Genomic DNA, 25,269 nt, shown 5'->3' on the forward strand with positions numbered 1-25,269 from the left:
TGGATGTGACCGTCTGGATGGAGTTACAAACAAATCAAATTCAGGGCAGTTGAGATGCCCTGATGAGGATTCCAGCGGCTTCTATATCAGATTTTATAGAGGGTTATTGGTTGCAAACCGACGGAACCGCTTTGTATGTGTATACCAATTTTTCGCTTACGTAATAGTTGTAAATGACGCCTTCAGGAAATAAATCTCTAAACATCGTCACTTGAGCATTGTTAGAGCAGTAACGATTTACAATGCTTTTCTGCATATTGTTTTTCCATTGATCGCCTTCAATCACGTTGGCTGGAATCCCTTTTATGACGTATTTATAGCTGAATGTATTTCCATCTAATGAAACATCAGACATTAAAGTCGCTTCGTCAATCAAGAGCGGCAGTTTTTTCTTCATTTCCGTAACAACAATCTCTCTCAGATTGCTGGAGTCGTTGTCTGGTAATTTATTGAATTGTTCAATTTTTTCTGGCGTAGACCGTTCTTCTATTTCTTTTAGGGCATTATCAACATCATCAGTTGCTTGCCCTTTCTCAGCGTTTGGTTGAGTTGCCGCACTATGCTCATTGGATTGTTTGACAGCGAGATCGGCCTTTTCTTTTGACGAGTCATCACACCCTCCAATGAAAAGAACGGCTGGAACGAGCATAGCGAGCATTGCCTTTTTCATCATCTTTAGTATTCCATCACTACGTTTTTGCTACTGTATACAAACCGTTAGACATAAAAAATCCATGCCATAGGGAAGGTACGCCTGAAAAGAGGAGCAGCGCGGTTTAAGCAATTGGACTACATATTTGCTGCTTGTTCGGTTGATCCCTGTTCTGTAAGAGCGATTTCAAGCAAGAAAGTTCCAAAAAAAAACGGAGCCTAAGGCTCCGTTTTTTCATGCTAAATCACATTATTTTTTAATGCGAATAACAGGGGTTTCGCCAACAACAACGGTACCAGAAAGCTTAGTCAGCTCTTTGATTTCGTCCATGTTAGAGATAACAACCGGAGTCAGGGTAGACTTGGCTTTTTCTTCCAGCAGCGCCAGATCGAACTCGATCACAACGTCGCCTTTCTTAACACGCTGGCCTTCTTCAGCGATGCGTTTGAAGCCTTCGCCTTTCAGTTCAACGGTGTCGATACCAAAGTGAACAAACAGCTCAATGCCGCTATCTGACTCGATTGAGAATGCATGGTTTGTTTCAAAGATTTTGCCAATGGTTCCATCAACGGGAGCAACCATTTTGTTGCCTGTTGGTTTGATAGCGATGCCATCACCAACGATCTTCTCTGCAAATACAACGTCCGGCACATCTTCAATGTTGACAATTTCACCAGACAACGGAGCAAAAATCTCAATGCTGCTCGTGTCTTTCTTGTCGTCTGAAACCAGAGATTTCAGTTTATCAAACAAACCCATGATCTTCTCCTAAGCAAGTAATGTTGGGCGGCGCCCAGCGCATGAATTAGCAGATGGTTTTTTCTTCAATGAACTTGTTAACCACGTTCATTAAATCTTCTGCTGTTGGCTGGTTCAGAGCTTCATCTGCCAGTGCCTTCACATCTTCAAAATTCGAATTACGAATGATTTTTTTGATGCGAGGGATAGAGATAGAACTCATGCTGAACTCATCCAGCCCCATGCCCAAAAGAAGCAGTGTAGCACGTTCATCACCAGCAAGCTCGCCGCACATACCGGTCCACTTACCTTCCGCGTGAGACGCGTCGATGACCTGTTTGATTAGGGTCAACACTGATGGAGCCATAGGGTTGTAGAGATGAGAAATCAGCTCGTTTCCGCGATCTACTGCTAGAGTATACTGGGTTAAGTCATTTGTCCCAATACTAAAGAAGTCAACTTCCTTCGCTAAGTGACGTGCGATGGTGGCAGCTGCTGGAGTTTCAACCATAACGCCGACTTCAATGGTTTCGTCGAAGGCTTTGCCTTCTTCGCGCAGCTGGGTTTTCAGCATTTCTAACTCTGCTTTCAGCTCACGTACTTCTTCAACGGAAATAACCATTGGGAACATGATGCGCAGTTTGCCGAATGCAGAAGCACGCAGGATAGCGCGCAGCTGAGCATGCAGGATCTCTTTACGATCTAAACAGATACGAATTGCACGCCAGCCCAAGAATGGGTTTTCTTCTTTTGGCAGGTCCATATACGGCAGATCTTTGTCGCCGCCGATGTCCATCGTACGCACGATGACCGCCTGAGAACCCATACCTTCAGCTACGGCTTTATAAGCCTGGAACTGTTCTTCTTCTGTTGGGAACGCATCGCGGTCCATGAACAGGAATTCAGTACGGTATAAACCAACGCCTTCAGCGCCGTTACGCTCAGCACCGGCGATATCGCGCACGGTACCGATGTTGGCACAGACTTCAACCTGATGTCCGTCCAGCGTGATGGCTGGCAGATCTTTCAGTTTCACCAGTTCGTTCTTTTCAGACACATACTGGTTCTGTACCGCTTTCAATTCTTCAACGATTTCTGCCGTCGGGTTGACGTAGATTTTGTTGTTAACGGCGTCAAGGATCAGGAAATCGCCGTTTTTGACTTGTTTGGTCACGTCAGAAGTGCCCACAATCGCTGGCAGTTCCAGAGAACGCGCCATGATAGAGGTGTGGGAAGTACGGCCGCCCAGATCGGTGATGAAGCCGAGAACCTTGTTCAGGTTCAGCTGTGCGGTTTCTGACGGAGTCAGGTCGGTGGCAACCAGAATAACTTCGTCCTGGATTGCGCTTAAATCAACGATAGTCATGCCAAGGATGTTCATCAGCAGACGTTTACCGATATCACGTACGTCAGCCGCACGCTCTTTCAGATATTCGTCGTCTAGCTCTTCCAGAGCCTTCGCTTGACCTTCGACAACTTCGTGAGCCGCAGCGTCTGCGGTCATTTTGCTGTCTTTAATGAGGGCTATGATTTCCTGCTCAAGCTCTTCGTCTTCCAATAACATGATGTGGCCTTCGAAGATGGCGGCTTTCTCTTCGCCAAAGGTCTCGCTTGCTTTTACTCTGATGGCTTCAAGCTGTACAGATGCTTTATCACGACCAGATTTAAAACGAGCGATCTCCTGCTCTACTTCTTCAGCAGCGATTTTTTTCCGGTTGATGATAATCTCATCTTCTTTCAGTAAGAGTGCCTTACCAAAAGCAATGCCCGGCGATACTAAGATACCTGAAATCATAACCCTACCTTACTGTTGACTGGTTAAACTAAACGGATTGGACCTGAGGATTACTCAAGTTCTGCCATCAGTTTTACCAAATGTTCAACGGCTTTCTGCTCATCTTCACCTTCAGCGGCGATAGTCACTACGGTGCCTTGGGTCAGACCCAGAGTCTGCAGTTTAAACAGGCTCTTAGCGCTTGCGCTTTTACCGTTAGAGGTCACAGTGATGTCAGAAGTGAAGCCTTTTGCTTCTTTAACGAACTGAGCAGCAGGGCGGGTGTGCAGACCATTCGGAGCGGTAATCGTAACTTCTTGCTGGAACATAGGTTTCCCCAACTATTTTTGAATTAATGTTGTGGGGCTAAAGTTTAGCTTAAATGCTGAACTTCAGCCTGTTTTCAGTTAGCGCCTAACTCGTGGAGCAGTAGCAGTTTGAGCGTTATGGGAAATGTGTTCAAGATAGAAACTATCGTGAATACGTTCGCCAATAACTTCCGTATTATGCCGCTATCGTGATGCTCAGGACAAATCAGTAAATCGATTCAGCTGACTTGACGCAACACTCCGCTTTATTTCGCGCTTCAAAATAATTGCTTGGTTAAATACTAGACCCGGGCAGGAAAAGCAAGTTTGGGCAGGTAAAAACTTTGAACTGCGCCACAAAAAAGCACCCAATCGGGTGCTTTTTTAGCATGATTAGAACATTAGCATCACTGCTGCAATTCTTGTTCAGTGAACAGATCTGCGAACAATGCCGTGCTTAAATAGCGTTCACCCGAGGAAGGCAGAATAACCACAATTGTTTTGTCAGTAAAGTCTGGATCGTTAGCAAGTTTTTCTGCTGCAACAACTGCCGCACCGGAAGAAATCCCAGCCAAGATGCCTTCTTCTTCCATCAGACGACGAGCCATCGCAATGGCTTCGTCGTTGCCAACCAGCGCCACGCGGTCAACCAGATTTAAATCGAGGTTTTCAGGAATGAAGCCAGCGCCGATGCCTTGAATTTTATGTGGGCCCGGCTTGATTTCTTCGCCCGCCAGCGCCTGAGTGATAACCGGCGAGCTTTCCGGTTCAACGGCAACGGTGATGATTTTTTTGCCTTGGGTATTTTTCAGATAACGGCTGGTGCCGGTTAAGGTACCGCCGGTGCCGACGCCGGAAATCAGCACATCGACTTGACCATCGGTATCTTCCCAAATCTCTGGGCCGGTGGTTTTTTCATGGATTTCTGGGTTAGCAGGGTTGCTAAACTGCTGGAGCAGAACGAAGCGTTTTGGATCGCTTGCCACAATTTCTTCGGCTTTGGCAATCGCGCCCTTCATGCCTTTGGCGCCTTCGGTCAGAACCAGATTAGCGCCTAAGGCTTTGAGCAGTTTGCGACGTTCAAGGCTCATGGTTTCTGGCATAGTGAGCGTTAACTTATAACCGCGTGCGGCGGCCACAAAGGCCAATGCAATGCCGGTGTTACCACTGGTAGGTTCAACCAACTCAATGCCCGGTTTTAAAATGCCACGTTTTTCAGCATCCCAGATCATATTGGCGCCGATGCGGTCTTTGACGCTAAAACTTGGGTTACGAGATTCCACTTTCGCCAAAATACGACCATTGCCGATACGATTCAGACGAACAAGCGGTGAATGACCGATTGTCAGGGAGTTGTCTTCAAAAATCTTGCTCATAGCACGTCCTTTAACTCTATGAAATACAGGGAACATTAATTGAGCATACGCGAATACAACCCGTTGGGAAGTAAAGAAATCATATATGCTTATTTCAATATGCGATTAGGTTTCACGAAGTTGAACTTCAGCTGAGGCAAGAAACAAGCAGAGCAGCCGGAGCTGCTCTTGGGGGGAGTGTGGCGGTGGTTACGGCTGGATGCGTGAATACTCCGCGCGGTAACGATCAACCCACATGGCGGTCGCGCCACAGACGGCAACCGGCATGATCACTAGGTTTAAAACAGGGATCATGGTAAACAGGCTGGTCAATGCGCCAAACTGTAGGTTATCGACTTTATTGCGGCGCAGAGCGTCGCGCATGTCTGGGAAGCTCACCTTGTGGTTATCAAACGGGTAATCGCAGTACTGAATAGACATCATCCATGCGCTGAACAGAAACCACAGCACAGGCGCAACGGTTTGACCTACGCCCGGAATAAAATACAAAATCAGCAAGACGATAGCGCGTGGCAGATAGTAAGCCAGCTTTTTCCATTCACGCGCCATAATTCTCGGTACGTCTTTTACCACGCTCCAAATGCTGGTATCCGGCAGCGGTTTACCGGTTAATACGCCTTCTAACTGTTCAGCCAGTAGGCCGTTAAACGGCGCGGCTATCCAGTTAGCAATGGTGCTGAATAAATAACTGAACACCAAAACGATCGAGATAACGGCCAGCGGCCAGAGTAAATAACTGAGCCACTGTAGCCAGTCAGGGACGTAACTCATCAAACTTGGGATCCAAGCGCCTAGCTGATGGAACAGCCACCAGAACGCTAAGCCCATCAAAACGATGTTCACCAACAATGGCATAACGACATAACGCTTAATTCCCGGCAGACGAACTAAACGCCAGCCTTCAGAAAAGTAGTGAACGCCATTGGTTTTTGCAGGGATATTTCTTTCATTTGACCCGATAGGGGTGTTTTTCATAACTGCTCTTTTAGCTGTGTTAGTTATAATAAAAAAAATCTCAGCTATCATAACTATGAGTTAATTCGCTTTCCAGTTCAGAATCGACCGAAAAATCAGCAAAAAAGTGCGAAAAATCATCTTTCTTAAGGTAAATTTCAGTCCAGACTTGCACTTGTACCAACAGCCAAATAGAGTTATGCGTTAAGGGTTTGCCATTACGGCAATAGTATTAAAACAACAGAGATTGCGATGATGCAGGATTTGCGTCTGATATTAATTGTTGTTGGTGCGGTCGCCATTATAGCGTTGTTACTGCACGGCTTGTGGACCAGTCGTAAAGAACGTTCTTCGCTATTTCGCGATCGTCCAGCAAAAAAAACAAAGAAACAGCGTGACGAACAGCCTCTGGCTGATCTAGATGAAGGCGTGGGCGAAGTTCGGGTACAGCGTTCTAGCAGCCCCGTGCAGAAACCGGTTGAGCCGGCATTTGGTCAGTTCAGCGCGTCACAGGATGAACGTCCGGATCCGTTGGATACGGCTCGTGCACCTTCACGCCCTGCAGCGCAACCAAGCTCTGTCGTTCCAGAACAGCGTGAACATAGCGATCCGTTACTGGGTGATGCCTTGTTCGGTGACGATGACGAAGATGATTATCGTCGTCCGACTAAACCGGTTCGTCACTCTCAGCCTACAGAGCCTGCTATTCAGCCGAAGCCGCAGCCTGCTCATTACGCTGAAGAACAGAATGAGCCTGAAGCTCCTCACGTAGCATCGTCTTATGATGATGACTATGAGGATGAAGCTCCGCAGGTAGTTTCTGAGGTGGTGCCTGAGCCTGAGAAAATTACCGAAACCGTGTTGGTTCTGCATGTTGCTGCACACCACGGCAGCGTGATTGGCGGTGAAGTGCTGCTGCAAAGCGTGTTGCAATCGGGCTTCCAATTCGGTGCGATGAATATTTTCCATCGTCACCTGAACCCAGCCGGCAGTGGCCCCGTGTTATTTAGCATGGCAAATATGGTTAAGCCGGGTAACTTCGATCCTGACAACATGTCTGATTTCACTACGCCGGGGATCTCCTTCTTTATGATGGTGCCTTCTTATGGCGATGCGAATCAGAACTTTAAGCTGATGCTGCAATCTGCTCAGCGAATCGCTGATGATGTCGGTGGTGTGGTGCTGGATGATGAACGCCGTATGATGACGCCGCAGAAGCTAGAGATTTACAAAGCGCGTATCCGTGAAGTTTTGGATAACACCGCGAAATAGCGCAACGGCGATAGAATCGAATAAAATGAAACCCCCGTATATCGGGGGTTTTTTATCATTAATCAATCATGGTGGATTATGACCTCAACGACTGGACCCCAACTCCAACAACAACTCGAACAGCTTAGAGCCGCGTTGCGCCATCATGAGTATCAGTATCACGTACTTGATGCCCCTGAAGTTCCAGACGCCGAATACGATCGCCTGATGCGCGAGCTTCGTGCGCTGGAAGAGCAACACCCTGAACTTATCACGCCCGATTCGCCGACCCAGCGCGTGGGGGCGGCTCCGCTCTCTGCGTTTAGTCAGGTTCGTCATGAAGTTCCGATGCTCTCTCTGGATAACGTCTTTGACGATGAGAGCTACTTGGCTTTCGACAAGCGCGTTCATGACCGTTTAAAAACCGCAGAGCCACTCACTTTTTGCTGTGAGCTTAAACTTGATGGTTTAGCCGTTAGCCTTCTGTATGAAGATGGCGTATTGGTTCGCGGGGCTACTCGCGGTGATGGTACGACCGGCGAAGATATTACGGCTAACGTAAAAACGATCCGCGCGATCCCTCTGCGTTTGCAGGGCGATAATATCCCGCGCCGTGTTGAAGTACGCGGTGAGGTGTTTATGCCGTTGGCTGGTTTTGAAGCCATGAACGAAGAAGCGCGCCGTAAAGATGGCAAAGTTTTTGCCAATCCGCGCAATGCCGCAGCGGGATCGCTGCGTCAGCTCGATCCACGCATCACCGCTAAACGCCCGCTGACGTTCTTCTGCTATGGCGTGGGCCTGATGGATGGCGGTGAGCTGTCAGCCAGCCACTATGGTCGCTTACAGCAGTTTAAAGCGTGGGGATTGCCGGTCAGCGATCGTGTGAAACTGTGCACCGGCAGTGAAGAGGTCTTGAAATTTTACCGCAAGGTTGAGCAGGATCGACCAACGCTTGGTTTTGATATCGATGGCGTGGTGATTAAAGTTGATAGTATCGCGATCCAAGAACAGCTTGGTTTTGTGGCGCGTGCACCTCGTTGGGCCACGGCGTTTAAATTCCCTGCGCAAGAGCAGATGACCACGGTTAACGGCGTTGAGTTTCAGGTTGGGCGTACAGGCGCTATTACGCCTGTGGCGCGTTTAGAACCGGTGCTGGTTGCCGGTGTTATCGTGAGTAATGCGACGCTGCATAACGCCGATGAAATCGACCGTCTGGGTCTGCGTATCGGTGATACCGTGATTGTGCGCCGCGCCGGTGACGTTATTCCCCAGGTGGTGGGCGTGGTCGAAGCAGAGCGGCCTGAGAATGCCCAGGAGATCGTCTTCCCGTTGCAGTGTCCGGTCTGTGGTTCCGACGTTGAGCGCGTGGAAGGCGAAGCCGTGGCGCGCTGTACCGGTGGATTAATCTGCGGTGCGCAGCGCAAAGAGTCGCTCAAGCATTTTGTTTCCCGCCGTGCGATGGACGTTGACGGTATGGGCGATAAGATCATCGAACAGCTGGTCGAAAAAGAGTATGTGAAAACGCCAGCCGGTCTTTATCGCTTAAATGAAACTATTTTAGCTGGGCTTGATCGCATGGGGCCGAAGTCAGCAACGAATTTGGTCAATGCGTTAGAAAAATCTAAAGAGACTACGCTGGCTCGATTCCTGTATGCGCTGGGCATTCGTGAAGTCGGTGAGGCGACCGCGGCGAATCTGGCTGCGCATTTTGGCTCATTGGACGCTTTGCGCGAGGCCGACGTCGAGGCGTTGAAGGCCGTGCAGGACGTGGGTGAAGTGGTGGCGAAGCATGTGCGCCATTTCCTGAGCGAAGAGCACAATCAGAAAGTGATCGAGGAACTGATCAGCCCAGAGATTGGTATTCACTGGCCTGCGCCGCAGGTGGTGGTGGCTGAAGAGATCGACAGTCCGTTTGCCGGTAAAACCGTGGTTCTGACCGGATCGCTGAGCTTGATGCCGCGTGATGAAGCGAAAGATCGTCTTGCGGCGTTGGGCGCCAAAGTCAGCGGCAGTGTTTCTAAGAAAACCGATATGGTTATCGCGGGAGAAGCCGCAGGCTCTAAGCTGGCTAAGGCGCAGGAGTTGGGGATCCCAGTGATTGATGAAGCCGAGATGATCCGGCTGCTCGGGCTGTAATGCGTATTCGCTGCGATAACCTTCAATGACAAAAACGCGATCGGCTCCTCTTAATCGAGGGGAGCTAGATGACGGACAGAAATGTAATGGAAAAAGAAAACCTGATTGAAATTGCCAATATGGTGATGCCGTTTGGCAAGTACAAAGGTCGCGTATTGATTGATTTACCGGAAGAGTATCTTTTGTGGTTCGCCCGCAAGGATGAGTTCCCGCAGGGAAAACTGGGTGAACTAATGCAGATCACCCTCGCTATCAAAATTGAAGGTCTTGAAGGCTTAGTTAAGCCGCTCAAGCGTCAACGTAGTTAAGCGCAGCACAGCGGCGATAAGGGCAGTAAAATACTGCCCTTATGCTTATTTACTGAGGCTGAATATGCGTGATGTTGCCCGCTTCATCATGGAGCACTTTGACAATTCGGTGCGCCTGTTCGGGATGTGTTTCTGCCATGCGTTGGTGCAGTTCATGTTTACGCATCAGCATCAATGCCCGCCATAAATAACGCAGTGCAAACCATAGCGCCAGAATGATCCCCATCGATATGATGATCAGGCTGTAATCGCCCAGCCGATTAAGATTGCTTAACAAGTCATGGCTGTTAAGCATGTAGCGATAGAGGAAAAAGACAATCGCGAGCCACACCCCGATAATCAATAACGGTTGCCCGAAACCAAACCAAATGTAGAGCAGCATGCGCTGGCGCTTATTCACCGCGGAGGCGTTAAGGAAGCTTTTTGCTGATATTTCGATGATCGGATTTTCCATGTTGAATACCCCTGTCAGGACTAACCCATACCGCTCGTGCGCCTTGTCGGCGAAGCAATACGGACGGAACGGCAACCAGACTGGTTACCACGTTAATTAACCAAAACATCAATGGATACCAAATCGTCCAGAGATAGCACTTCATAATCCCTCGGTCATAGCGTCGGTCGATAAGACAGCTGACTAATAGCTGCAATAGACAGGTCACACCGAGCACCATGCCATTCCAGACCGGAACAACCGAAATTTGCCACTTGATGGGCAGCGTGAAAAAGAGATCGGCAAACATCAAGACAAAGGCAAAGGCCATGCAATAGGCCCAGAAAATACTCACCACGTATTCGCAAAACAGAGGCAGCATCATGCGGTTGCGCGGTGTGAACATGGCGGGAAAATATTTGAATACGGTTTGTACTCCGCCTTTGGACCAGCGAAGCCGCTGACGATAAAGCCCAATCAACGTTTCCGGCGTTAATATCCACGTGAGTGCGCGCGGCTCGTAGCGTATTTCCCAGCCGTGTGTCTGCAATTTCCAGCTGATATCAATATCTTCGGTTAGCATATCGACGCTCCAATAACCCACTTCCTCGAGCGCACTTTTACGGAATAAGGCGATAACGCCAGATACGGTAAATAGCCGACCAAAGACCTGCTGGCAGCGTTTGATCAAGCCCACCGTTGAAGAGAATTCTCCCACCTGCATGCGCCCAAGCAATGAAGTGCGATTGCGGATACGTGGGTTTCCGGTTACCGCGGCCATTTGCGGGTTATCAATAAAATGGCTAACCAAAAAATGCAGCGCGTTAGGATCGAGAAGTGCGTCACCGTCCATGCAAAGAATAAAATCGCCGGTAGCCAACTGCGCCGCGGTATTTAACCCTACGGCTTTGCCTTGGTTTTTATCCTGATGAATAGCCATCAGGCTAGGATATTTCTCGACCAGTTCATTAAGGATTTCGCCGGTGCGATCGTGGCTGCCATCGTTTACGGCCAGCACTTCATAGTTGGGATAATTTAAGTTTTGCAGATGCGCAATCACTTCGCGCACGTTGGGTTCTTCGTTATAGCAGGGCACGATAATGGAAATGCGCGGCGTTTCTGCCTGCGTGAAATCAGGATGGGTGAAATCATCGTGACGTTCGTAGACGACAAAATAGATCAGCCCCCCGAGCATCCACAGCCAAGCCATAAAGAAGGGGTAATAGAAAACAAAACCAAACAGCAGCGTTGGAATATCAATGCTAAAAAAGTGGCTCATTGTTGAGTGCTCCACTGCTTTGGTTTTTCGCGCACCATGCGGTTATCGCATTTAGGCAAGGGTTTCCGTTCGATTACGTTGCTTTGTGCCGACATGAGTGGGCGGATCACTTCGCTATCCGGCTGGTTGTTGATGAAGTCGTCTGGGTAATAGCCCAAATGACGGGCACCGAGCGCGCGCAGCAACGTTAGTTGGTGTAGCAGCACGTCGTTGTCGACGGGGCGTTTTTTCTCCCAATCGTAGCTTTGGAGTTCAAAAATAGTTTTTTGGATACCTAATGGCTGAGCTGCCACTTTTTCATATAGGTCGGTGAGCCAACGATCGGGCATAGTGGACGATTCCATAAAGGGCATCGCCATCAACGCGGTGTAATCATAGTTTGCTAAGAATTTGGGTAGACTTTGCGCATACCACTGCTCAGCCTGAGGATCCATAACGGGCTGGGCGTAGAGATTACGGGCGGTCATTTGCGTTGCGGAGGCAAACTGATTTTTCTGCACTTCGGTGGCCAGTTGGTGGGTGAAGTTAATAAGAAAATCGATTTTTTTGTCTGTCCACTTGCGCAATAACTCAGGATTTGCGCGAATTTTATCCACATCGCCCGGCAATCCCCACGCTTGGTATTGCGCTAAGGCGGCGGGGCGAGTGTCTTCGTCGTCGCTCAGCACGGCATCGTCATGAAATAAAATGCCCTGAAACGGGGTGTAGCGAGAAAGATCGTGGTAGAGCTGAGTGACGGCCGCCCGCACATCGGGTTCAAAAGGGCTGAGGCGTGGGTAGGGAAATGTGCTGGGCTGCGCGCCGCTGTGGGTTGAGGTGATCCACATATCCGCCGCTGGATTATCTTTGGGCAGAGCGATGCTAAGCACGGGCATCCAAGCGAACACTTTTACGCCGGTGCGCGTTTGTAGTTGCCATGAGACACGGCTGAAAAGATCGGCGCGCATTGGTAATACGCTGTTAGGAAAATAAACTTCTTTTACTAGGCCGCTGCCGTCGGGATCGGCAAAGGCCTGTAAGTAAATGGTGGTCGGGGCGAGATCTTTAATGCGATCTAACAGGCAGGATAGATTCTTATCTTGCTGCTGAGGATCGGCGTCATAAACGTAATCTAAATCGACCTGAACCACGCGTTCAACCGGATAGATATCGCCACTGTAGCTGGCTGGTGCTCTGAGTTCCTGCTTGAGCACGCTGGTCGTAGTATCGTAGCCGATCAGAATTCGGGTGATTTTTGACAGCGGCTGCGAGGGCGGATTCGAACCGGAATCCAGCGTCAGCATGATAGGCATGCCGAGCTGGCGGGCTATATCCTGAACGGGCTGATGGTATGCGCCATAAGGCCAAACCATGATGCGCGGGGCGTGGCCGGTATACTGCTGAATGAGCCGTGAGCTATGGGCCAAATCCTCTTTGACTCTGATTTGATATTCAGCCTCGGTTTCATAACGTTTCTGATCCGCCAAATACTGTAATGCGGCAGCCGCGGGAAATTCGCTTCCCTGTGGATTTGCTAACATTCCGTGGTGCAGGTTGTGGGTATGAGAAGCGAATTCAACTAAGCCAGAACGCTGCATTTCGGCAACTTCACGCCAATTAAGGAAATAATCACCGGGTAATTCTACCGTGGCGCTAATTTTTATTTTTTCATTCGCTGGGTGATTGACCCAATCAGTGATCAGCGCCTGCACTGCTGGATATCTATAGGCTTTGAGTAGGGGGAACACGCGGGTATAGAAACTGCGATATCCATCGTCGAAGCTCAGCAGCACCGAACGCGGCGGCAGCTTTTTGCCACCTTGGCGGGCAGCAATGATTTGATCGACCGATACCATGTGGTAGCCATTTTCCTTCAGCCAAGCAAACAGCGAGGCTAGCGTTTTAGTATCAATGGCGGTGGCATCTGGATAAGTGGCAAAGCTGGCACGCAGATCGTCGCGTACATCGTGGAATGCCAATACGCGAAAAGTCAGGCCATCGTCGGGATCGGCCGGAGGTTGAATATCAATAGCCGGTAACGGCTGCCCGGCAGCGAATGCCCCTTGAAGCAACAGTAGGCTGAAAGCAAAAATTAAGATTGAACGAAAAATAGACGTCATAGCGTGCTTCCTAGAGGCAAAGTCAGTGACAGATAAAAGAGAGTCCGGTTTTCGCGTGATTCATCGTAGCGATGGCTATTCAGTCCAATACCGTAAATTAATTCTGAGTGGGCACTCAGCGCCCACTGGTGCTCGAATCTCAGTTCAGCAAAGAGGCTTGAGCCAAAATGGCGCTGTTGGTATTCGCCAGCGGTGAGATAGGTTCGCTGGGTGAAGTGACGCCGCGCTGATTGCCATGGTGTCCACTGATGCAGCAGGGTGACACCTGCCGAATAGTCGCGTTCAGGGCTGAAATATTCCGCATCGGGTAAGCTATTGCTGCTGGTGGAAAGCGACAGCGTGGCATCAAGCTGCTGGCGTGGGCGTGTCCATAACAGTTTTGTGGCTGAGGCCTGCCACGTTTGGCTAAGGTTTCCATCGCTCAGCCGTTGATTTTGATAGGCCAGCTCAGTGGAGGCGGTGCTGTCGGTTTGATAGCGCAGCGCGGCACTGGCTTGCTTAGCGCTTATGCCGCTGTCGTAGGCCTTCCAAGCAAGCTCGTTGCTGCTGTTATCGTAGCCTAGGTCGAACTGCCAATGGTCTGAAGGAAGATAGCTAACCTGCGCCGCTAAGCCTGTTTTCGCCGCATTGCCATTGCTGCGGTTGATTTCCATCGAACCGAGCCACTCAACGGCACGAAAATCGACGCCGGCGCCGTTACGTATACGTCTTGGCGCGCCTTCGTCTGTTTTCCCCTGGCCGGTAAATTGGTGCGCAAACAGCCGCCAATTCTGATGAATAGGTGAAGAGTAAAGTTGGCTATCTATTTGCCAATCATAATCGCTGAGCGTGCCGTTACCGCGACCGCCGCTGGCATCGGTGGTGAAATAAGGCAGTTGCTCATAGCGATAATTACTCACGAATTGAGTTACAGAATTGTCGTCTTCAAATCCCTGAGAGACTTGCTGGTAGATCTCATGGCTAAGTGCAAAATCTCGTCGGGCAAGCGACGCTTCGGCAAGACCCGCGCGAGCCTCAAGGCTGTCTGGTGCTTGGTTTAGGGCAATTCGATAGGCTTGGGCAGAGTGTGTGGGTAAATCACGCAGCAAATAAGCCTGAGCCTGAGTGGTTCGCAGGTCATCATTCATCGGTGCCGTATGGACCAATGCGTCTATTTGCCGCTGTCCCTGCGTGACATTTCCACTGTACAGGGTGTACTGAGCGCGCATTTTTTTAACCGTGGCGTAATCTTGATTCACCAATCCCGGCGTGGCACTGAGCCTGACCCACTGCGGCGTATTGGGTTCTAATTTTGCCAGCAAGGCTTCTGCTTGCTCATAGCGCCCGCAGTCTAAAAGGGCATAGAACAGCATTTCCTGCGTGGGGATCGGCTCAATTTCTCCCGGCGTTGCATGAGCCAATGCATATTCATAGCTGGCTACCGCTTTTTCTGGCTGTTCTAGCTGCATGAATGCGTCGCCACGTGCTGCGCTCACATAGGCTGGAAGGGGAGTGAGTTGTTCTAGCTGATGGGCGCGGATGATCGCGTTTTTCGCGTCACCTTTTGCGCTTAGCGCAACAATCTGATCGCCGAGGACCTGCTGTTGCACGCGATTAGCGCTGTTTGACTGCCCATGAGTGACCAAAAAGCGCTGTTCTTCAACTAATGCCTTGTTTAATGGCACAAGACGCAAGGAGCCGTTATCGTTTCGGCTTTCATCAATGCCCCAACGTAGTAAAAGGCTGAGCCGATGTTGAGCAATCGTGGCTGTTTGTAATCCATTCTCTTGAGGCTGGGTCATGAGGATCTTTTCCCAAGCGAGAGTAGGCGCGCCTAATGACATCAATGTGTCTGCCGATATTTCTTCCGTGTCGGCCATACACAGGGAGGGCGATAATATGAGATAGGCTGCAAACATCGTGTATTCCCAACGAGGTCTTAAATAAATCACAAACGACACCTTTTCGGTTGTTACTTGATTACGGTGCGATGGAGGCAGAAATAAAGTAAGCACTTCATCATTAAGCTATTTATAGATAAATAAAATCTTAGGAAAATGAATTGGGTAAGTAACAAAAATGCTCATTTAGGAATATTCTCTAAACTTTAACTGTAGCTAATTGTTCTATAACGAGGGAATGGGCGTAATGATTCCATGCAATGAATTAATAGTAGAGTGAAAAAAAGTATAATCATGTGATGTTAATGTTTAGCGACCATTTGCTCTCTTGTTATAAAACGTTATCTGCGTAAAATAATAATGGAAATCTGAATGGTTTAATGAGCATGGTCAGTGATGTGGTTTTATTTTTATATGATGAATTCAATAAAATAATCACAAAATTTCCTTCAGCAGAAATAGGAATTATCTTGCATGTATAGATATTGAAAATGCGAGGAGTTTTCGGGAGTTTTATATGGCACAAGGGAAAATAACCATCAATACGATAACACATAAAATTGTTACCGCTGATGGCGAAGAACACACATTACGTAGCAAAGAATATCAGATGCTATGCCTGCTTTTAGAACGCGCGCCGTTATGTGTGACACGACGTGAAATCATTTCACACGTATGGAGTGGGACGTACAGCGCAGATGCGACGATCAACCAAACAATGAAATCGATACGGCGCAAATTAGGAGATAAAGATTTCACACTGATACAGACTATACCTAGGATGGGGTATCAAATAGAGCATCCCGAGCTCTTTTCCTTAGAACCGGCAGTTAATCATGAACAAGTAATTCATGATGATAGCCGTGAAGACCAGCAATTAAACACACAATCTCACTATGAAAGTAAAAGGGACAACGTTCAAACTACTCTGCCGGTTATTAATGAAAATCACAGCGTAAAACGTTGGGGGATGATGGTAGCAATTGGCATACTCTGTTTTATCTGTGGCGTGCTTTGGCATGGAATGGCACCCTCATTTCCTTTACTGACGAAAACCAAAGGACGTGAAGAAATCTCCAATTCATTAATTTCAACCGTGACATCGGGTAAAGACAGTACGCTGCTCTATGATAATTATAGATTTGTTTGTAAGTACTCATGGCATGATGAATCACAATTCGCTTTAGTTTGTACTAAGGTTGAATTACCCGAAAGTAATACGCCATCAAGGTAGCTATTATTATGTAATCGATGCTATTTGTTTATTTCTTTGCAATAAGATTCATCCCAATATATGTGAAATTACACTTTCAGTGAGGATGAAAAATTCTATTTTAATTTTCCTAAGTGAAATTGAATTTAATGATAGAGAATATGATTAAAGTTATGCCCACATTTTGCCGTATATGTATATAAAGCAGCACGATGGTTGTTGTAAAATCGTTTAGGGAGACTTCTTCGAGGTCTAAACAAACCCTAGTAAAGCTCAACGTAGAAAAGCTCAAGCAGGCATAATGAATATACCTCCGGTGAATGCACGGTCTGACGCCTTACCGACTCCGCGGGGAGAAAAACTCACCGCGGAGATGCTGACGGTTAAAATTGATCAGCTTCTTAACTTACTTGAGCGTAAAGATATTTCGCCTCAACAGCGTGAGACATTGATTCGAACATTAACATCGCTACAGCAGGAACGAACTCTGCTCAGCCAGCTTGCTTCTGGTGCAAAAAATACGCCGCCAGTGGATCAGGTACCAAACACGCGCCCTGATGTGGCCACGGCTGCGCGGACGGCGACGGTAATCCAGAGCAATCAACCGGTTGTCATTGGCGATACGGCCAAGGCGCTGATGAGTAAAAGTGAAATCCAGCATGCGATACAGGTCAATCAAGTATTGGATAAAGCATTAGGGAATTTGGCTCCAGCTTCTCAAACTTCAGACGTGGTTCGCTCCCCTTTAGAGAACTATTTAGCGGTGGCAGCGCAAAACCCGGTTGTGAATGTGAAGCCTGACGAGTCTGATAACAAAATAACCTCGGTAATCGATCCTAAGCCACTGTTTGGCATTATCCCGCAAGAATGGTTGCCTACGGGAATGCGTACGCCTGCGCGCTCGTCAGGCTGGGTTATGTTTGTAGGAATTCTCGTTTTATTGGGGGTGATGATATGGATATGGTGATATGAAGCTATGAAACGGAGAGTTTAGGAAAGATGGAGAGGGGATAAGTATCTTCGTTCGACTCGAACCTGCGGCAGGTTCTCATCCCACACGAATTTATGCGGAGTACAAAAACAAAAAAAACGCCTCTCGGCGCTTAATGTTTTATCTGAAATGGTGGGTCGTGCGGGATTACTCGGCTTTGCCTCGCCCTTCGGGCCGTTGCTTACGCAACGTTGTCTCACTTCGTTCGACTCGAACCTGCGGCAGGTTCTCATCCCACACGAATTTTATGCGGAGTACAAAAACAAAAAAACGCCTCTCGGCGCTTAATGTTTTATCTGAAATGGTGGGTCGTGCGGGATTACTCGGCTTTGCCTCGCCCTTCGGGCCGTTGCTTACGCAACGTTGTCTCACTTCGTTCGACTCGAACCTGCGGCAGGTTCTCATCCCACACGAATTTTATGCGGAGTACAAAAACAAAAAAACGCCTCTCGGCGCTTAATGTTTTATCTGAAATGGTGGGTCGTGCGGGATTACTCGGCTTTGCCTCGCCCTTCGGGCCGTTGCTTACGCAACGTTGTCTCACTTCGTTCGACTCGAACCTGCGGCAGGTTCTCATCCCACACGAATTTTATGCGGAGTACAAAAACAAAAAAACGCCTCTCGGCGCTTAATGTTTTATCTGAAATGGTGGGTCGTGCGGGATTCGAACCTGCGACCAATTGATTAAAAGTCAACTGCTCTACCAACTGAGCTAACGACCCGCAGAAGTGGTGGGTGATGACGGGATCGAACCGCCGACCCCCTCCTTGTAAGGGAGGTGCTCTCCCAGCTGAGCTAATCACCCACTTCTGAACTACTATTTTCTGCGCTACTTCAGATACTCATTGTTAATTCGGTACCAGCTGGTTAGAAGTGGTGGGTGATGACGGGATCGAACCGCCGACCCCCTCCTTGTAAGGGAGGTGCTCTCCCAGCTGAGCTAATCACCCACTTCTAAATACCGAATTTCACGACAGCCCAATTGACTCTTAAAGAGTGGTGGGTGATGACGGGATCGAACCGCCGACCCCCTCCTTGTAAGGGAGGTGCTCTCCCAGCTGAGCTAATCACCCAATCGGAAGTCTGTCGCTTTACTGCTATACATCAATCACTTCAGGCTCACTGGTCACTCTAAATGAGTGGTGGGTGATGACGGGATCGAACCGCCGACCCCCTCCTTGTAAGGGAGGTGCTCTCCCAGCTGAGCTAATCACCCAGTCTGAAACCTGTCGTTACTCATGTACTTCACACTGCGGGAACACTCAAAAGAGTGGTGGGTGATGACGGGATCGAACCGCCGACCCCCTCCTTGTAAGGGAGGTGCTCTCCCAGCTGAGCTAATCACCCCCGCTGTGTGGAGTCGCATTATAGGGAGCGCCCGAAAATGGTCAACGCTTTTTTCAAGAAAAAATGCTGTTCGTTGGAAAAATAGTCAAGATGTCTTATACATAGGCAGCAATGATAATTTTTTAAGCACTTTTTGCAATAAGCACTCGAACTATAGTCGTAACGGCGTTGAGGAATTGAGGCGTAATGGTAGAATGCTGCCTACTTATTAGTAATAGAAAGCAGGCCACATTCCTATAATGTGGGTCATTGCGTAATAAAGGCCACGTTTCACATGAAAATCAAAACCCGTTTTGCACCTAGCCCAACTGGCTACCTGCACGTAGGTGGTGCGCGTACCGCACTTTATTCTTGGTTGTTCGCCCGCCACGCCGGCGGTGAATTTGTTCTTCGTATTGAAGATACCGATCTTGAGCGTTCAACGCAGGAAGCGATCGACGCCATCATGGATGGTATGAACTGGCTGAATCTCGATTGGGATGAGGGCCCGTACTACCAGACCAAACGTTTTGATCGTTATAACCATGTGATCGATCAGATGTTAGAGCAGGGCACCGCGTATAAATGCTACTGCTCCAAAGAACGTCTGGAAGAGCTGCGTGAAACGCAAATGGCTAACGGTGATAAGCCTCGCTACGATGGCCGTTGCCGCCATAGCCATGAACATCACGCCGACGACGAGCCGCACGTTGTGCGTTTCCTGAACCCTCAAGAAGGTTCAGTGATCTTTGACGATAAGATTCGTGGCCCAATTGAGTTCAGCAACCAAGAACTGGACGATTTGATTATTCGTCGTACCGACGGTTCTCCGACCTATAACTTCTGCGTTGTTATCGATGACTGGGATATGGAAATCACCCACGTTATCCGTGGTGAAGATCACATCAATAACACGCCGCGTCAGATCAACATTCTGAAAGCGTTGGGTGCTCCAGTTCCTGAATACGCACATGTGTCGATGATTCTGGGCGATGACGGTAAAAAACTGTCTAAGCGCCACGGTGCGGTCGGTGTGATGCAGTACCGCGACGATGGTTATTTGCCAGAAGCGTTGCTGAACTATTTGGTACGCTTGGGCTGGTCCCACGGTGACCAAGAAATCTTCAGCATTGATGAGATGAAAGAGTTCTTCACGCTTGATGACATCAGCAAGTCAGCAAGCGCGTTCAACACTGAGAAACTACAGTGGCTGAATCATCACTATATCAACACCATGGCTCCAGAATATGTGGCTATTCATCTGGCATGGCACATCCATGAAGCGGGTTATGAAACGCGTAATGGTCCACAGCTGGTTGAAATCGTTAAGTTGTTGGCTGAACGCTGCAAGACGCTGAAAGAAATGGCTGCTCAGGCGCGTTACTTCTATGAGGATTTTGCTGAGTTTGATGCTGATGCGGCGAAAAAACATCTGCGCCCTGTCGCGCGTCAGCCGTTAGAGCTGGTACGTTCTAAGCTGGCAGCGATTACTGACTGGACCGCTGAAAATATCCACCATGCTATTCAAGGCACCGCGGATGAGTTGGAAGTCGGTATGGGTAAAGTCGGTATGCCATTGCGTGTGGCTGTCACTGGTGCAGGCCAGTCACCTGGCGTTGATGTAACCGTACATGCGGTTGGTCAGCAGCGTTCACTTAAGCGTATTGATATGGCTTTGGCCTTTATTGCCGAGCGTGAAGCGCAGCAATAAGCTTATTAGCTTATGCTTATAAAAGAAGAACCGGCTGATGCCGGTTTTTCTTTATCTAGAGTAAGCACTTTGTCATTCACATCTTTTTCTATACCACGAACTGTAAGAGCCATTTCGATTTCTAAATCTTCAGCTGTCGTTGGCATGCAAGCATTGCAGCAGAGTATTGATCCCCTCGCGCATAGTAAAATCGGTGAGGAATATTTGCTCATCTTGGTTCATCTGATTAAAGATACTTAGCCATGCTTTATCCGGAGAAGAGGTAATAGCGGAGCTTTTAATCACTTCTTTGGCGGTAAACCAGTCCTTTTTTTTCATTATAATATCCTATCGGTCTAGTGGTTTATGATGCTGAGCTGGTGGTGTCATTTTGAGCGTGAAGACAAGGCTGTGAATGCTGAGACTCTAAGCATCCCAATAATGCGTTAATGCCTCGACGCATGATAAAACGCGTTAGCTGCTCACGTTCATCTTCAGTCAACTGATAATAAATAGCACTCCACGCTTTTTCTGCTTTAGGAAGATCAGCCATATAAAATGATGATTCTTCATTAGCGAGTAACGCGGAAACAACTTCATCGGGGAAACTGCTGATGTGGTATTCGAGTGCTTTACCTTGAACGCCACTACGCTTTTGTTTACGCCATCCTTCAGATTTTGCTCTTTGGTTGATGGCTTGTGGCGTAGTAGGAAAGCCTGCGACCCCAACCAGCTCTTTTGCTGCATACCATTCCTTGTTCATATATCTTCCTTTTCTTGCTTAAAAATACTGCCGTATTTATTACTCAAAATAGTTACATATCTCGCTAATAGAATACAGAGAGTGAAGCCATAAAATAGCTTTAGCATTTCTAAAGATTGAATTGTTCTGAGCTACAATTTGTCGATAAATTTCGTTGAGTTGGCGGCTTTTTCAGCGTTTAGAACAAGAAAAACATTTAGCCGTTGACAGTATTTGTGAGGTTTCATATTATGCGCCCCGTTAACGCGATTTAGCGTCAGCGTTGGGGCTATAGCTCAGCTGGGAGAGCGCTTGCATGGCATGCAAGAGGTCAGCGGTTCGATCCCGCTTAGCTCCACCAACCTTTTCTCAGATTGGTTGGAAGTATAAAAGCTTTAAAATAAGCTTAAAAGAAGTACACCACTTCTCGTAGTTTACGCTGTGGGGCTATAGCTCAGCTGGGAGAGCGCTTGCATGGCATGCAAGAGGTCAGCGGTTCGATCCCGCTTAGCTCCACCAAAATTTGAAAAGCCGACAGAAATGTCGGCTTTTTGCTTTTCTGTATCTCGTACTGAAACTCTTTTCTTTTATTTCAACTCTTTCGCTATCAATTCAGTAAACACCCTGCTTAATAGCTCTGTAAGCACCGTTACGGGCTTTTCTGTAAAAAAAGACCCCGTTGGCTAGCAGACATTAAAAAAGGCGCCTAAGCGCCTTTTAGCCAATCAGATTTTATCCAGCGTATTACAGGAACAGACCCGCAATTGACGCAGACAAAATACTCACCAACGTAGAACCATAAACCAGTTTCAGACCGAAGCGAGCAACCACGTTTCCTTGGTGTTCGTTCAAGCCTTTGATAGCGCCTGCAACGATACCGATAGAAGAGAAGTTCGCGAAGGAAACCAAGAACACAGACAGAATGCCCAGTGAACGAGGAGACAGTTCGGTCGCAATTTTCTGCAGGTCAATCATGGCAACGAATTCGTTAGAAACCAGTTTGGTTGCCATGATGCTGCCAACGTTCAGCGCTTCGTGGGCTGGTACGCCCATTACCCATGCAAATGGATAGAAGACATAGCCCAGCAGTCTCTGGAACGTCATGCCGTCAACGTGGAACAGCGCGAAGACCCATTCGGTCAGGCCGTTCAACGCAGCAATCAGCGCGATGAAACCAATCAACATAGCGGAAACGATGATCGCAACTTTGAAACCGGCCAAGATATATTCGCCCAGCATTTCAAAGAAGCTCTGACCTTCGTGGGTGTTTTTCAGCTGGATGTCAGCCTCACCTTCCACAGAATAAGGGTTAATCAGTGACAGCACGATAAAGGTGCTGAACATGTTTAACACTAATGCGGCTACCACAAATTTGGCATCCAGCATGGTCATGTATGCACCCACGATGGACATAGAAACGGTAGACATTGCCGTTGCTGCCATGGTGTACATACGTTTTTCAGACATTTTGCCCAGAACATCTTTGTACGCAATGAAGTTCTCAGACTGACCCAGAATCAGCGAGCTTACGGCGTTAAAAGATTCCAGTTTACCCATGCCGTTGATTTTAGACAGCACGGTACCAATTGCGCGGATGATAACCGGCAATACGCGGATGTGCTGAAGAATACCAATTAGAGCAGAGATAAAGACGATTGGGCACAGTACGTTCAGGAAGAAGAAGGCCAGACCTTTGTCACTCATGTTACCGAAGACGAAGTTGGTACCTTCTGCCGCATATTTGAGCAGCGTTTCGAAGAACCCAGAGAAACCCTTCACGAAGCCCAAACCAATGTTGGAGTTCAGGAAGAAGTATGCCAGCAGGAGTTCAACGACTAACAGCTGAACAATGAAGCGCACGCGAATGCTTTTGCGATCGCGGCTAACGAGCAGGGCAAGTACCGCTACCACCGCAAGGGCTAAAACAAAATGCAAAATAGGGGACATACAGTGCTCCAAATTATGAGGCAGGCTAAATTTCGCAGCACATTCTATGTAACGGCACAGGTAAAAACGAGACTTGGATTGCAAATATTGAAATTGTTATAACGTAAATCAAGAAAAAAGTTAGAAAAGTAACAAAAAGCCCCCATGGACCATGTTGATGAAAGTTTGAAAAGTTGTGATATTATTATTAAACACCATAGTTCGCTTTTTTGGAAGAAATCTCAGAAGCGGTGGTGGTAACGTGTTTAAGAGCTGAAAGCGCCTTGTCAGACTCCACAAGCAAACGGCCTATCGAACAGATAGGAAGTATCGTTTAAGTTGATATTGATAATCATTATCACTTATACAATAATGGAGTTAATCACGAAGTTTAGGTCACAAATCGTTAGTGTGACTATAGGTGTTAAGGTGGCTGGTATGCTTGATTCACGTGTTGCAGAAACAACTCCTCCTGCGTCGCGGAAGATAAAACTTTCGCTGATGGGACCCGCCTTTATCGCCGCCATCGGTTATATCGATCCCGGTAACTTTGCGACTAATATCCAGGCCGGTGCGTCTTACGGCTACAAGCTGCTGTGGGTCGTGGTATGGGCCAACTTCATGGCCATGCTTATCCAACTCCTTTCCGCAAAACTTGGCATCGCTACCGGTAAAAACTTAGCGGAACATATTCGCGATCGCTTTCCACGTCCGGCGGTTTGGGCCTATTGGGTGCAGGCTGAAATCATTGCCATGGCCACCGACTTAGCTGAGTTTATTGGGGCAGCCATCGGCTTTAAATTATTACTGGGCTGTACGTTGCTAGAAGGGGCGGTTTTAACCGGCATTGCGACTTTCCTGATCTTGACGTTACAACGCCGTGGGCAGAAACCGCTTGAGTTAGTTATCGGCGGCTTGCTGCTCTTCGTTGCTGCGGCCTACATCGTGGAGCTGGTGTTTTCTCAACCGAGCATTGCTCAGCTGGCGCACGGGATGCTGGTGCCTGATTTACCCACTCACGAAGCGGTCTTTTTGGCTGCCGGCGTGTTGGGTGCAACGATCATGCCGCATGTTATTTACCTGCATTCGTCTCTGACGCAAACTTCTGCATCCTTGGGAACCAAGGCCGAGCGCTACTCTTCGACTAAACTCGACGTTGCCATTGCAATGACCATCGCCGGCTTTGTTAACCTTGCGATGATGGCAACCGCAGCGGCGGCGTTTCATTTTAGCGGTCACAGTGGGATTGCAGAGTTGGATCAGGCTTATTTAACGCTAAAACCGCTGCTAGGTAATGCCGCTGCCACTATTTTTGGTTTGAGCTTAGTGGCCGCCGGATTGTCTTCCACCGTGGTCGGAACGCTGGCAGGACAAGTCGTCATGCAGGGTTTTGTACGCTTTTACATCCCACTCTGGGTGCGTAGAGTTGTGACCATGTTGCCTTCTTTCATCGTGATCATGGCTGGGCTGGATGCAACCCGCATCCTATTGTTAAGCCAGGTACTCTTGAGCTTTGGTATTGCTTTGGCGCTGGTGCCGCTGCTGCGCTTCACCGGCGATAAAGAACTGATGGGCGACATGGTGAACGGACGTACCGTTCAGGCTCTGGGTAAAATCATTGTGGTGGTGGTGGTCGGACTAAACGTCTACCTGTTGGTGAGCATGTTGTTTTAGGGCTTAGAAGATTTGTTTTTAGAAAATTTATAGAAAAGCAGGCTCATTTTTGTGAACCTGCTTTTTTTATTTAGTCATTAGTGATGGCCATGCCCGTTGCCACGGTTGTCATGGTCATGACGATCGTGGTTTTTATAGTGGCCATAATGGTTGCCACGGTCATGGTGCTTATGTTTGTTTTTATGGTCATAGCGGTAATATTTCCCGCCGCGTGAATAGTAGTTTTTCTGCCACCAGTTGTGGTCACGCCAGCGACCACCATCCCAGTAATAGCCGCGTGGGCTGCGGTCACCGACCCAACGGCCTTGATGATTGCGCCACCAGTTTTGATCGCGCCAGTCATAGCCATCCCAGTAATTCCCACGCTGATCGCGGTCACCAAGGTGCAAGCTCACGCCGGGAAGTAAATCGATATCTGCTGATGTGGCCTGTGCAACGCCCAGAGGCATCAGGCTACAAAAAGCGAAAATAACGGCAGCTATACGCAGGTTCATGTTTTTCTCCTTTACGGGGAAGGAC

22 protein-coding genes, 8 tRNA genes and 3 other RNA genes are annotated in these 25,269 nt (G+C 48.3%); 9 read left to right on the top strand and 24 right to left on the bottom strand.

The window, feature by feature from the left end; genetic code table 11:
- Positions 1–103: 103 nt before the first annotated feature.
- From AB3Y96_RS06875 to cysZ, 6 genes are all read right to left on the bottom strand, one after another.
- The gene (locus AB3Y96_RS06875) at positions 104–673 is read right to left on the bottom strand and encodes a protein K (RefSeq protein ID WP_367298810.1); all 570 of its coding nucleotides are present in this window, start codon (positions 671–673) and stop codon (positions 104–106) included.
- 228 nt (positions 674–901) lie between these two features.
- A complete protein-coding gene (gene crr / locus AB3Y96_RS06880) occupies positions 902–1,411 on the bottom strand; it encodes a PTS glucose transporter subunit IIA (RefSeq protein WP_025800768.1) in 510 nt (169 codons plus the stop codon).
- Between the two features lie 46 nt (positions 1,412–1,457).
- Positions 1,458–3,185, bottom strand: coding sequence for a phosphoenolpyruvate-protein phosphotransferase PtsI (gene ptsI, locus AB3Y96_RS06885; RefSeq protein ID WP_072308107.1), 1,728 nt, complete (start codon positions 3,183–3,185; stop codon positions 1,458–1,460).
- 50 nt (positions 3,186–3,235) lie between these two features.
- Positions 3,236–3,493: a phosphocarrier protein Hpr gene (ptsH, locus tag AB3Y96_RS06890; protein ID WP_002441228.1), complete on the bottom strand. Its 258-nt coding sequence runs from the start codon at positions 3,491–3,493 to the stop codon at positions 3,236–3,238.
- A gap of 386 nt (positions 3,494–3,879) precedes the next feature.
- Positions 3,880–4,848, bottom strand: coding sequence for a cysteine synthase A (gene cysK, locus AB3Y96_RS06895; RefSeq protein WP_072308108.1), 969 nt, complete (start codon positions 4,846–4,848; stop codon positions 3,880–3,882).
- A gap of 189 nt (positions 4,849–5,037) precedes the next feature.
- Entirely contained in the window at positions 5,038–5,823 is a 786-nt protein-coding gene (gene cysZ, locus AB3Y96_RS06900) for a sulfate transporter CysZ (RefSeq protein ID WP_072308109.1), read from the bottom strand.
- A 231-nt stretch (positions 5,824–6,054) separates the two neighbouring features.
- Between cysZ and zipA the strand changes: the two genes are divergently transcribed.
- The 3 genes from zipA to AB3Y96_RS06915 all read left to right on the top strand — a co-directional run bounded on the left by zipA (position 6,055) and on the right by AB3Y96_RS06915 (position 9,497).
- Positions 6,055–7,074 carry a cell division protein ZipA gene (gene zipA / locus AB3Y96_RS06905; protein ID WP_072308110.1) on the top strand — a complete coding sequence of 340 codons (1,020 nt, stop codon included), beginning with the start codon at positions 6,055–6,057 and terminating at the stop codon, positions 7,072–7,074.
- Positions 7,075–7,152: 78 nt separating this feature from the next.
- Positions 7,153–9,189, top strand: coding sequence for an NAD-dependent DNA ligase LigA (gene ligA / locus AB3Y96_RS06910; RefSeq protein WP_367298811.1), 2,037 nt, complete (start codon positions 7,153–7,155; stop codon positions 9,187–9,189).
- 86 nt (positions 9,190–9,275) lie between these two features.
- Positions 9,276–9,497: a DUF3820 family protein gene (locus AB3Y96_RS06915; RefSeq protein WP_025800774.1), complete on the top strand. Its 222-nt coding sequence runs from the start codon at positions 9,276–9,278 to the stop codon at positions 9,495–9,497.
- A 49-nt stretch (positions 9,498–9,546) separates the two neighbouring features.
- Here the strand turns inward: AB3Y96_RS06915 and AB3Y96_RS06920 are convergent, their stop codons facing one another.
- Genes AB3Y96_RS06920 through pgaA form a run of 4 tightly spaced genes read right to left on the bottom strand, consistent with a single transcriptional unit; the run spans position 9,547 to position 15,239 of the window.
- Entirely contained in the window at positions 9,547–9,951 is a 405-nt protein-coding gene (locus AB3Y96_RS06920; RefSeq protein ID WP_072308112.1) for a hypothetical protein, read from the bottom strand.
- Positions 9,908–11,209, bottom strand: coding sequence for a poly-beta-1,6-N-acetyl-D-glucosamine synthase (gene pgaC, locus AB3Y96_RS06925; RefSeq protein WP_072308113.1), 1,302 nt, complete (start codon positions 11,207–11,209; stop codon positions 9,908–9,910). The genes AB3Y96_RS06920 and pgaC overlap by 44 nt, the downstream gene beginning before the upstream one ends.
- A complete protein-coding gene (pgaB, locus tag AB3Y96_RS06930; protein WP_367298812.1) occupies positions 11,206–13,308 on the bottom strand; it encodes a poly-beta-1,6-N-acetyl-D-glucosamine N-deacetylase PgaB in 2,103 nt (700 codons plus the stop codon). The genes pgaC and pgaB overlap by 4 nt, the downstream gene beginning before the upstream one ends.
- The gene (gene pgaA, locus AB3Y96_RS06935) at positions 13,305–15,239 is read right to left on the bottom strand and encodes a poly-beta-1,6 N-acetyl-D-glucosamine export porin PgaA (RefSeq protein WP_367298813.1); all 1,935 of its coding nucleotides are present in this window, start codon (positions 15,237–15,239) and stop codon (positions 13,305–13,307) included. Before pgaA ends, pgaB begins: the two co-directional genes overlap by 4 nt.
- A 466-nt stretch (positions 15,240–15,705) precedes the next feature.
- Between pgaA and AB3Y96_RS06940 the strand changes: the two genes are divergently transcribed.
- Together AB3Y96_RS06940 and AB3Y96_RS06945 are read left to right on the top strand one after the other, a co-directional pair.
- Positions 15,706–16,422 (top strand): transcriptional regulator, encoded by a 717-nt coding sequence (locus tag AB3Y96_RS06940; RefSeq protein ID WP_367298814.1) that lies wholly within the window; start codon positions 15,706–15,708, stop codon positions 16,420–16,422.
- A gap of 280 nt (positions 16,423–16,702) precedes the next feature.
- Positions 16,703–17,368: a hypothetical protein gene (locus tag AB3Y96_RS06945; RefSeq protein WP_072308117.1), complete on the top strand. Its 666-nt coding sequence runs from the start codon at positions 16,703–16,705 to the stop codon at positions 17,366–17,368.
- A gap of 154 nt (positions 17,369–17,522) precedes the next feature.
- On the opposite strand, the gene AB3Y96_RS06950 is transcribed toward AB3Y96_RS06945, so the two are convergent.
- The 9 genes from AB3Y96_RS06950 to AB3Y96_RS06990 all read right to left on the bottom strand — a co-directional run bounded on the left by AB3Y96_RS06950 (position 17,523) and on the right by AB3Y96_RS06990 (position 18,739).
- A non-coding RNA gene (locus AB3Y96_RS06950) (RtT sRNA) lies at positions 17,523–17,646 on the bottom strand.
- Positions 17,647–17,694: 48 nt separating this feature from the next.
- Positions 17,695–17,818, bottom strand: a non-coding RNA gene (locus tag AB3Y96_RS06955) — RtT sRNA.
- 48 nt (positions 17,819–17,866) lie between these two features.
- Positions 17,867–17,990: non-coding RNA, RtT sRNA (locus tag AB3Y96_RS06960), on the bottom strand.
- Between the two features lie 48 nt (positions 17,991–18,038).
- Positions 18,039–18,114 (bottom strand) — tRNA-Lys (locus tag AB3Y96_RS06965).
- A 7-nt stretch (positions 18,115–18,121) separates the two neighbouring features.
- Positions 18,122–18,197, bottom strand: a tRNA-Val gene (locus AB3Y96_RS06970).
- A gap of 69 nt (positions 18,198–18,266) precedes the next feature.
- Positions 18,267–18,342 (bottom strand) — tRNA-Val (locus tag AB3Y96_RS06975).
- 47 nt (positions 18,343–18,389) lie between these two features.
- Positions 18,390–18,465, bottom strand: a tRNA-Val gene (locus AB3Y96_RS06980).
- Between the two features lie 67 nt (positions 18,466–18,532).
- Positions 18,533–18,608: transfer RNA gene (locus AB3Y96_RS06985), tRNA-Val, on the bottom strand.
- 55 nt (positions 18,609–18,663) lie between these two features.
- A tRNA-Val gene (locus AB3Y96_RS06990) sits at positions 18,664–18,739 on the bottom strand.
- A gap of 274 nt (positions 18,740–19,013) precedes the next feature.
- Here AB3Y96_RS06990 and gltX point away from each other — a divergent pair.
- The gene (gltX, locus tag AB3Y96_RS06995; protein WP_063585590.1) at positions 19,014–20,429 is read left to right on the top strand and encodes a glutamate--tRNA ligase; all 1,416 of its coding nucleotides are present in this window, start codon (positions 19,014–19,016) and stop codon (positions 20,427–20,429) included.
- A 5-nt stretch (positions 20,430–20,434) separates the two neighbouring features.
- Here gltX and AB3Y96_RS07000 read toward each other — a convergent pair whose 3' ends face one another.
- Genes AB3Y96_RS07000 through AB3Y96_RS07010 form a run of 3 tightly spaced genes read right to left on the bottom strand, consistent with a single transcriptional unit; the run spans position 20,435 to position 21,171 of the window.
- On the bottom strand, positions 20,435–20,575 hold the full coding sequence (locus tag AB3Y96_RS07000; protein ID WP_168780210.1) for a hypothetical protein: 141 nt from the start codon (positions 20,573–20,575) through the stop codon (positions 20,435–20,437).
- Positions 20,559–20,747, bottom strand: coding sequence for a hypothetical protein (locus tag AB3Y96_RS07005; protein WP_072309187.1), 189 nt, complete (start codon positions 20,745–20,747; stop codon positions 20,559–20,561). Before AB3Y96_RS07005 ends, AB3Y96_RS07000 begins: the two co-directional genes overlap by 17 nt.
- Positions 20,748–20,772: 25 nt before the next feature.
- A complete protein-coding gene (locus AB3Y96_RS07010; protein ID WP_072309188.1) occupies positions 20,773–21,171 on the bottom strand; it encodes a DNA-binding protein in 399 nt (132 codons plus the stop codon).
- Positions 21,172–21,435: 264 nt separating this feature from the next.
- Between AB3Y96_RS07010 and AB3Y96_RS07015 the strand changes: the two genes are divergently transcribed.
- Positions 21,436–21,511, top strand: a tRNA-Ala gene (locus AB3Y96_RS07015).
- Between the two features lie 82 nt (positions 21,512–21,593).
- Positions 21,594–21,669, top strand: a tRNA-Ala gene (locus tag AB3Y96_RS07020).
- A 225-nt stretch (positions 21,670–21,894) separates the two neighbouring features.
- On the opposite strand, the gene AB3Y96_RS07025 is transcribed toward AB3Y96_RS07020, so the two are convergent.
- Positions 21,895–23,097: a NupC/NupG family nucleoside CNT transporter gene (locus tag AB3Y96_RS07025; protein ID WP_072309189.1), complete on the bottom strand. Its 1,203-nt coding sequence runs from the start codon at positions 23,095–23,097 to the stop codon at positions 21,895–21,897.
- 417 nt (positions 23,098–23,514) lie between these two features.
- Here AB3Y96_RS07025 and AB3Y96_RS07030 point away from each other — a divergent pair, with 417 nt between their 5' ends.
- Positions 23,515–24,750 carry an Nramp family divalent metal transporter gene (locus AB3Y96_RS07030; protein ID WP_072309190.1) on the top strand — a complete coding sequence of 412 codons (1,236 nt, stop codon included), beginning with the start codon at positions 23,515–23,517 and terminating at the stop codon, positions 24,748–24,750.
- A gap of 77 nt (positions 24,751–24,827) precedes the next feature.
- Here AB3Y96_RS07030 and AB3Y96_RS07035 read toward each other — a convergent pair whose 3' ends face one another.
- The gene (locus tag AB3Y96_RS07035) at positions 24,828–25,244 is read right to left on the bottom strand and encodes a DUF2502 domain-containing protein (protein WP_072309191.1); all 417 of its coding nucleotides are present in this window, start codon (positions 25,242–25,244) and stop codon (positions 24,828–24,830) included.
- Positions 25,245–25,269: the final 25 nt, after the last annotated feature.

Origin of the sequence: Hafnia alvei (genome assembly GCF_964063325.1) — a bacterium.
GTDB classification, from domain to species: Bacteria; Pseudomonadota; Gammaproteobacteria; order Enterobacterales; family Enterobacteriaceae; genus Hafnia; species Hafnia alvei_B.

Coding starts and splice junctions, on each gene's coding strand:
- gltX (WP_063585590.1), top strand. CDS start 19,014: ATGAAAATCAAAACCCGTTTTGCACCTAGCCCAACTGGCTACCTGCAC.
- AB3Y96_RS06915 (WP_025800774.1), top strand. CDS start 9,276: ATGGAAAAAGAAAACCTGATTGAAATTGCCAATATGGTGATGCCGTTT.
- AB3Y96_RS07005 (WP_072309187.1), bottom strand. CDS start 20,747: ATGAAAAAAAAGGACTGGTTTACCGCCAAAGAAGTGATTAAAAGCTCC.
- AB3Y96_RS06875 (WP_367298810.1), bottom strand. CDS start 673: ATGATGAAAAAGGCAATGCTCGCTATGCTCGTTCCAGCCGTTCTTTTC.
- AB3Y96_RS07000 (WP_168780210.1), bottom strand. CDS start 20,575: ATGCCAACGACAGCTGAAGATTTAGAAATCGAAATGGCTCTTACAGTT.
- ligA (WP_367298811.1), top strand. CDS start 7,153: ATGACCTCAACGACTGGACCCCAACTCCAACAACAACTCGAACAGCTT.
- AB3Y96_RS06945 (WP_072308117.1), top strand. CDS start 16,703: ATGAATATACCTCCGGTGAATGCACGGTCTGACGCCTTACCGACTCCG.
- zipA (WP_072308110.1), top strand. CDS start 6,055: ATGATGCAGGATTTGCGTCTGATATTAATTGTTGTTGGTGCGGTCGCC.
- crr (WP_025800768.1), bottom strand. CDS start 1,411: ATGGGTTTGTTTGATAAACTGAAATCTCTGGTTTCAGACGACAAGAAA.
- AB3Y96_RS06940 (WP_367298814.1), top strand. CDS start 15,706: ATGGCACAAGGGAAAATAACCATCAATACGATAACACATAAAATTGTT.
- pgaC (WP_072308113.1), bottom strand. CDS start 11,209: ATGAGCCACTTTTTTAGCATTGATATTCCAACGCTGCTGTTTGGTTTT.
- AB3Y96_RS07025 (WP_072309189.1), bottom strand. CDS start 23,097: ATGTCCCCTATTTTGCATTTTGTTTTAGCCCTTGCGGTGGTAGCGGTA.
- cysZ (WP_072308109.1), bottom strand. CDS start 5,823: ATGAAAAACACCCCTATCGGGTCAAATGAAAGAAATATCCCTGCAAAA.
- AB3Y96_RS06920 (WP_072308112.1), bottom strand. CDS start 9,951: ATGGAAAATCCGATCATCGAAATATCAGCAAAAAGCTTCCTTAACGCC.
- ptsH (WP_002441228.1), bottom strand. CDS start 3,493: ATGTTCCAGCAAGAAGTTACGATTACCGCTCCGAATGGTCTGCACACC.
- pgaB (WP_367298812.1), bottom strand. CDS start 13,308: ATGACGTCTATTTTTCGTTCAATCTTAATTTTTGCTTTCAGCCTACTG.
- AB3Y96_RS07035 (WP_072309191.1), bottom strand. CDS start 25,244: ATGAACCTGCGTATAGCTGCCGTTATTTTCGCTTTTTGTAGCCTGATG.
- AB3Y96_RS07030 (WP_072309190.1), top strand. CDS start 23,515: ATGCTTGATTCACGTGTTGCAGAAACAACTCCTCCTGCGTCGCGGAAG.
- cysK (WP_072308108.1), bottom strand. CDS start 4,848: ATGAGCAAGATTTTTGAAGACAACTCCCTGACAATCGGTCATTCACCG.
- AB3Y96_RS07010 (WP_072309188.1), bottom strand. CDS start 21,171: ATGAACAAGGAATGGTATGCAGCAAAAGAGCTGGTTGGGGTCGCAGGC.
- ptsI (WP_072308107.1), bottom strand. CDS start 3,185: ATGATTTCAGGTATCTTAGTATCGCCGGGCATTGCTTTTGGTAAGGCA.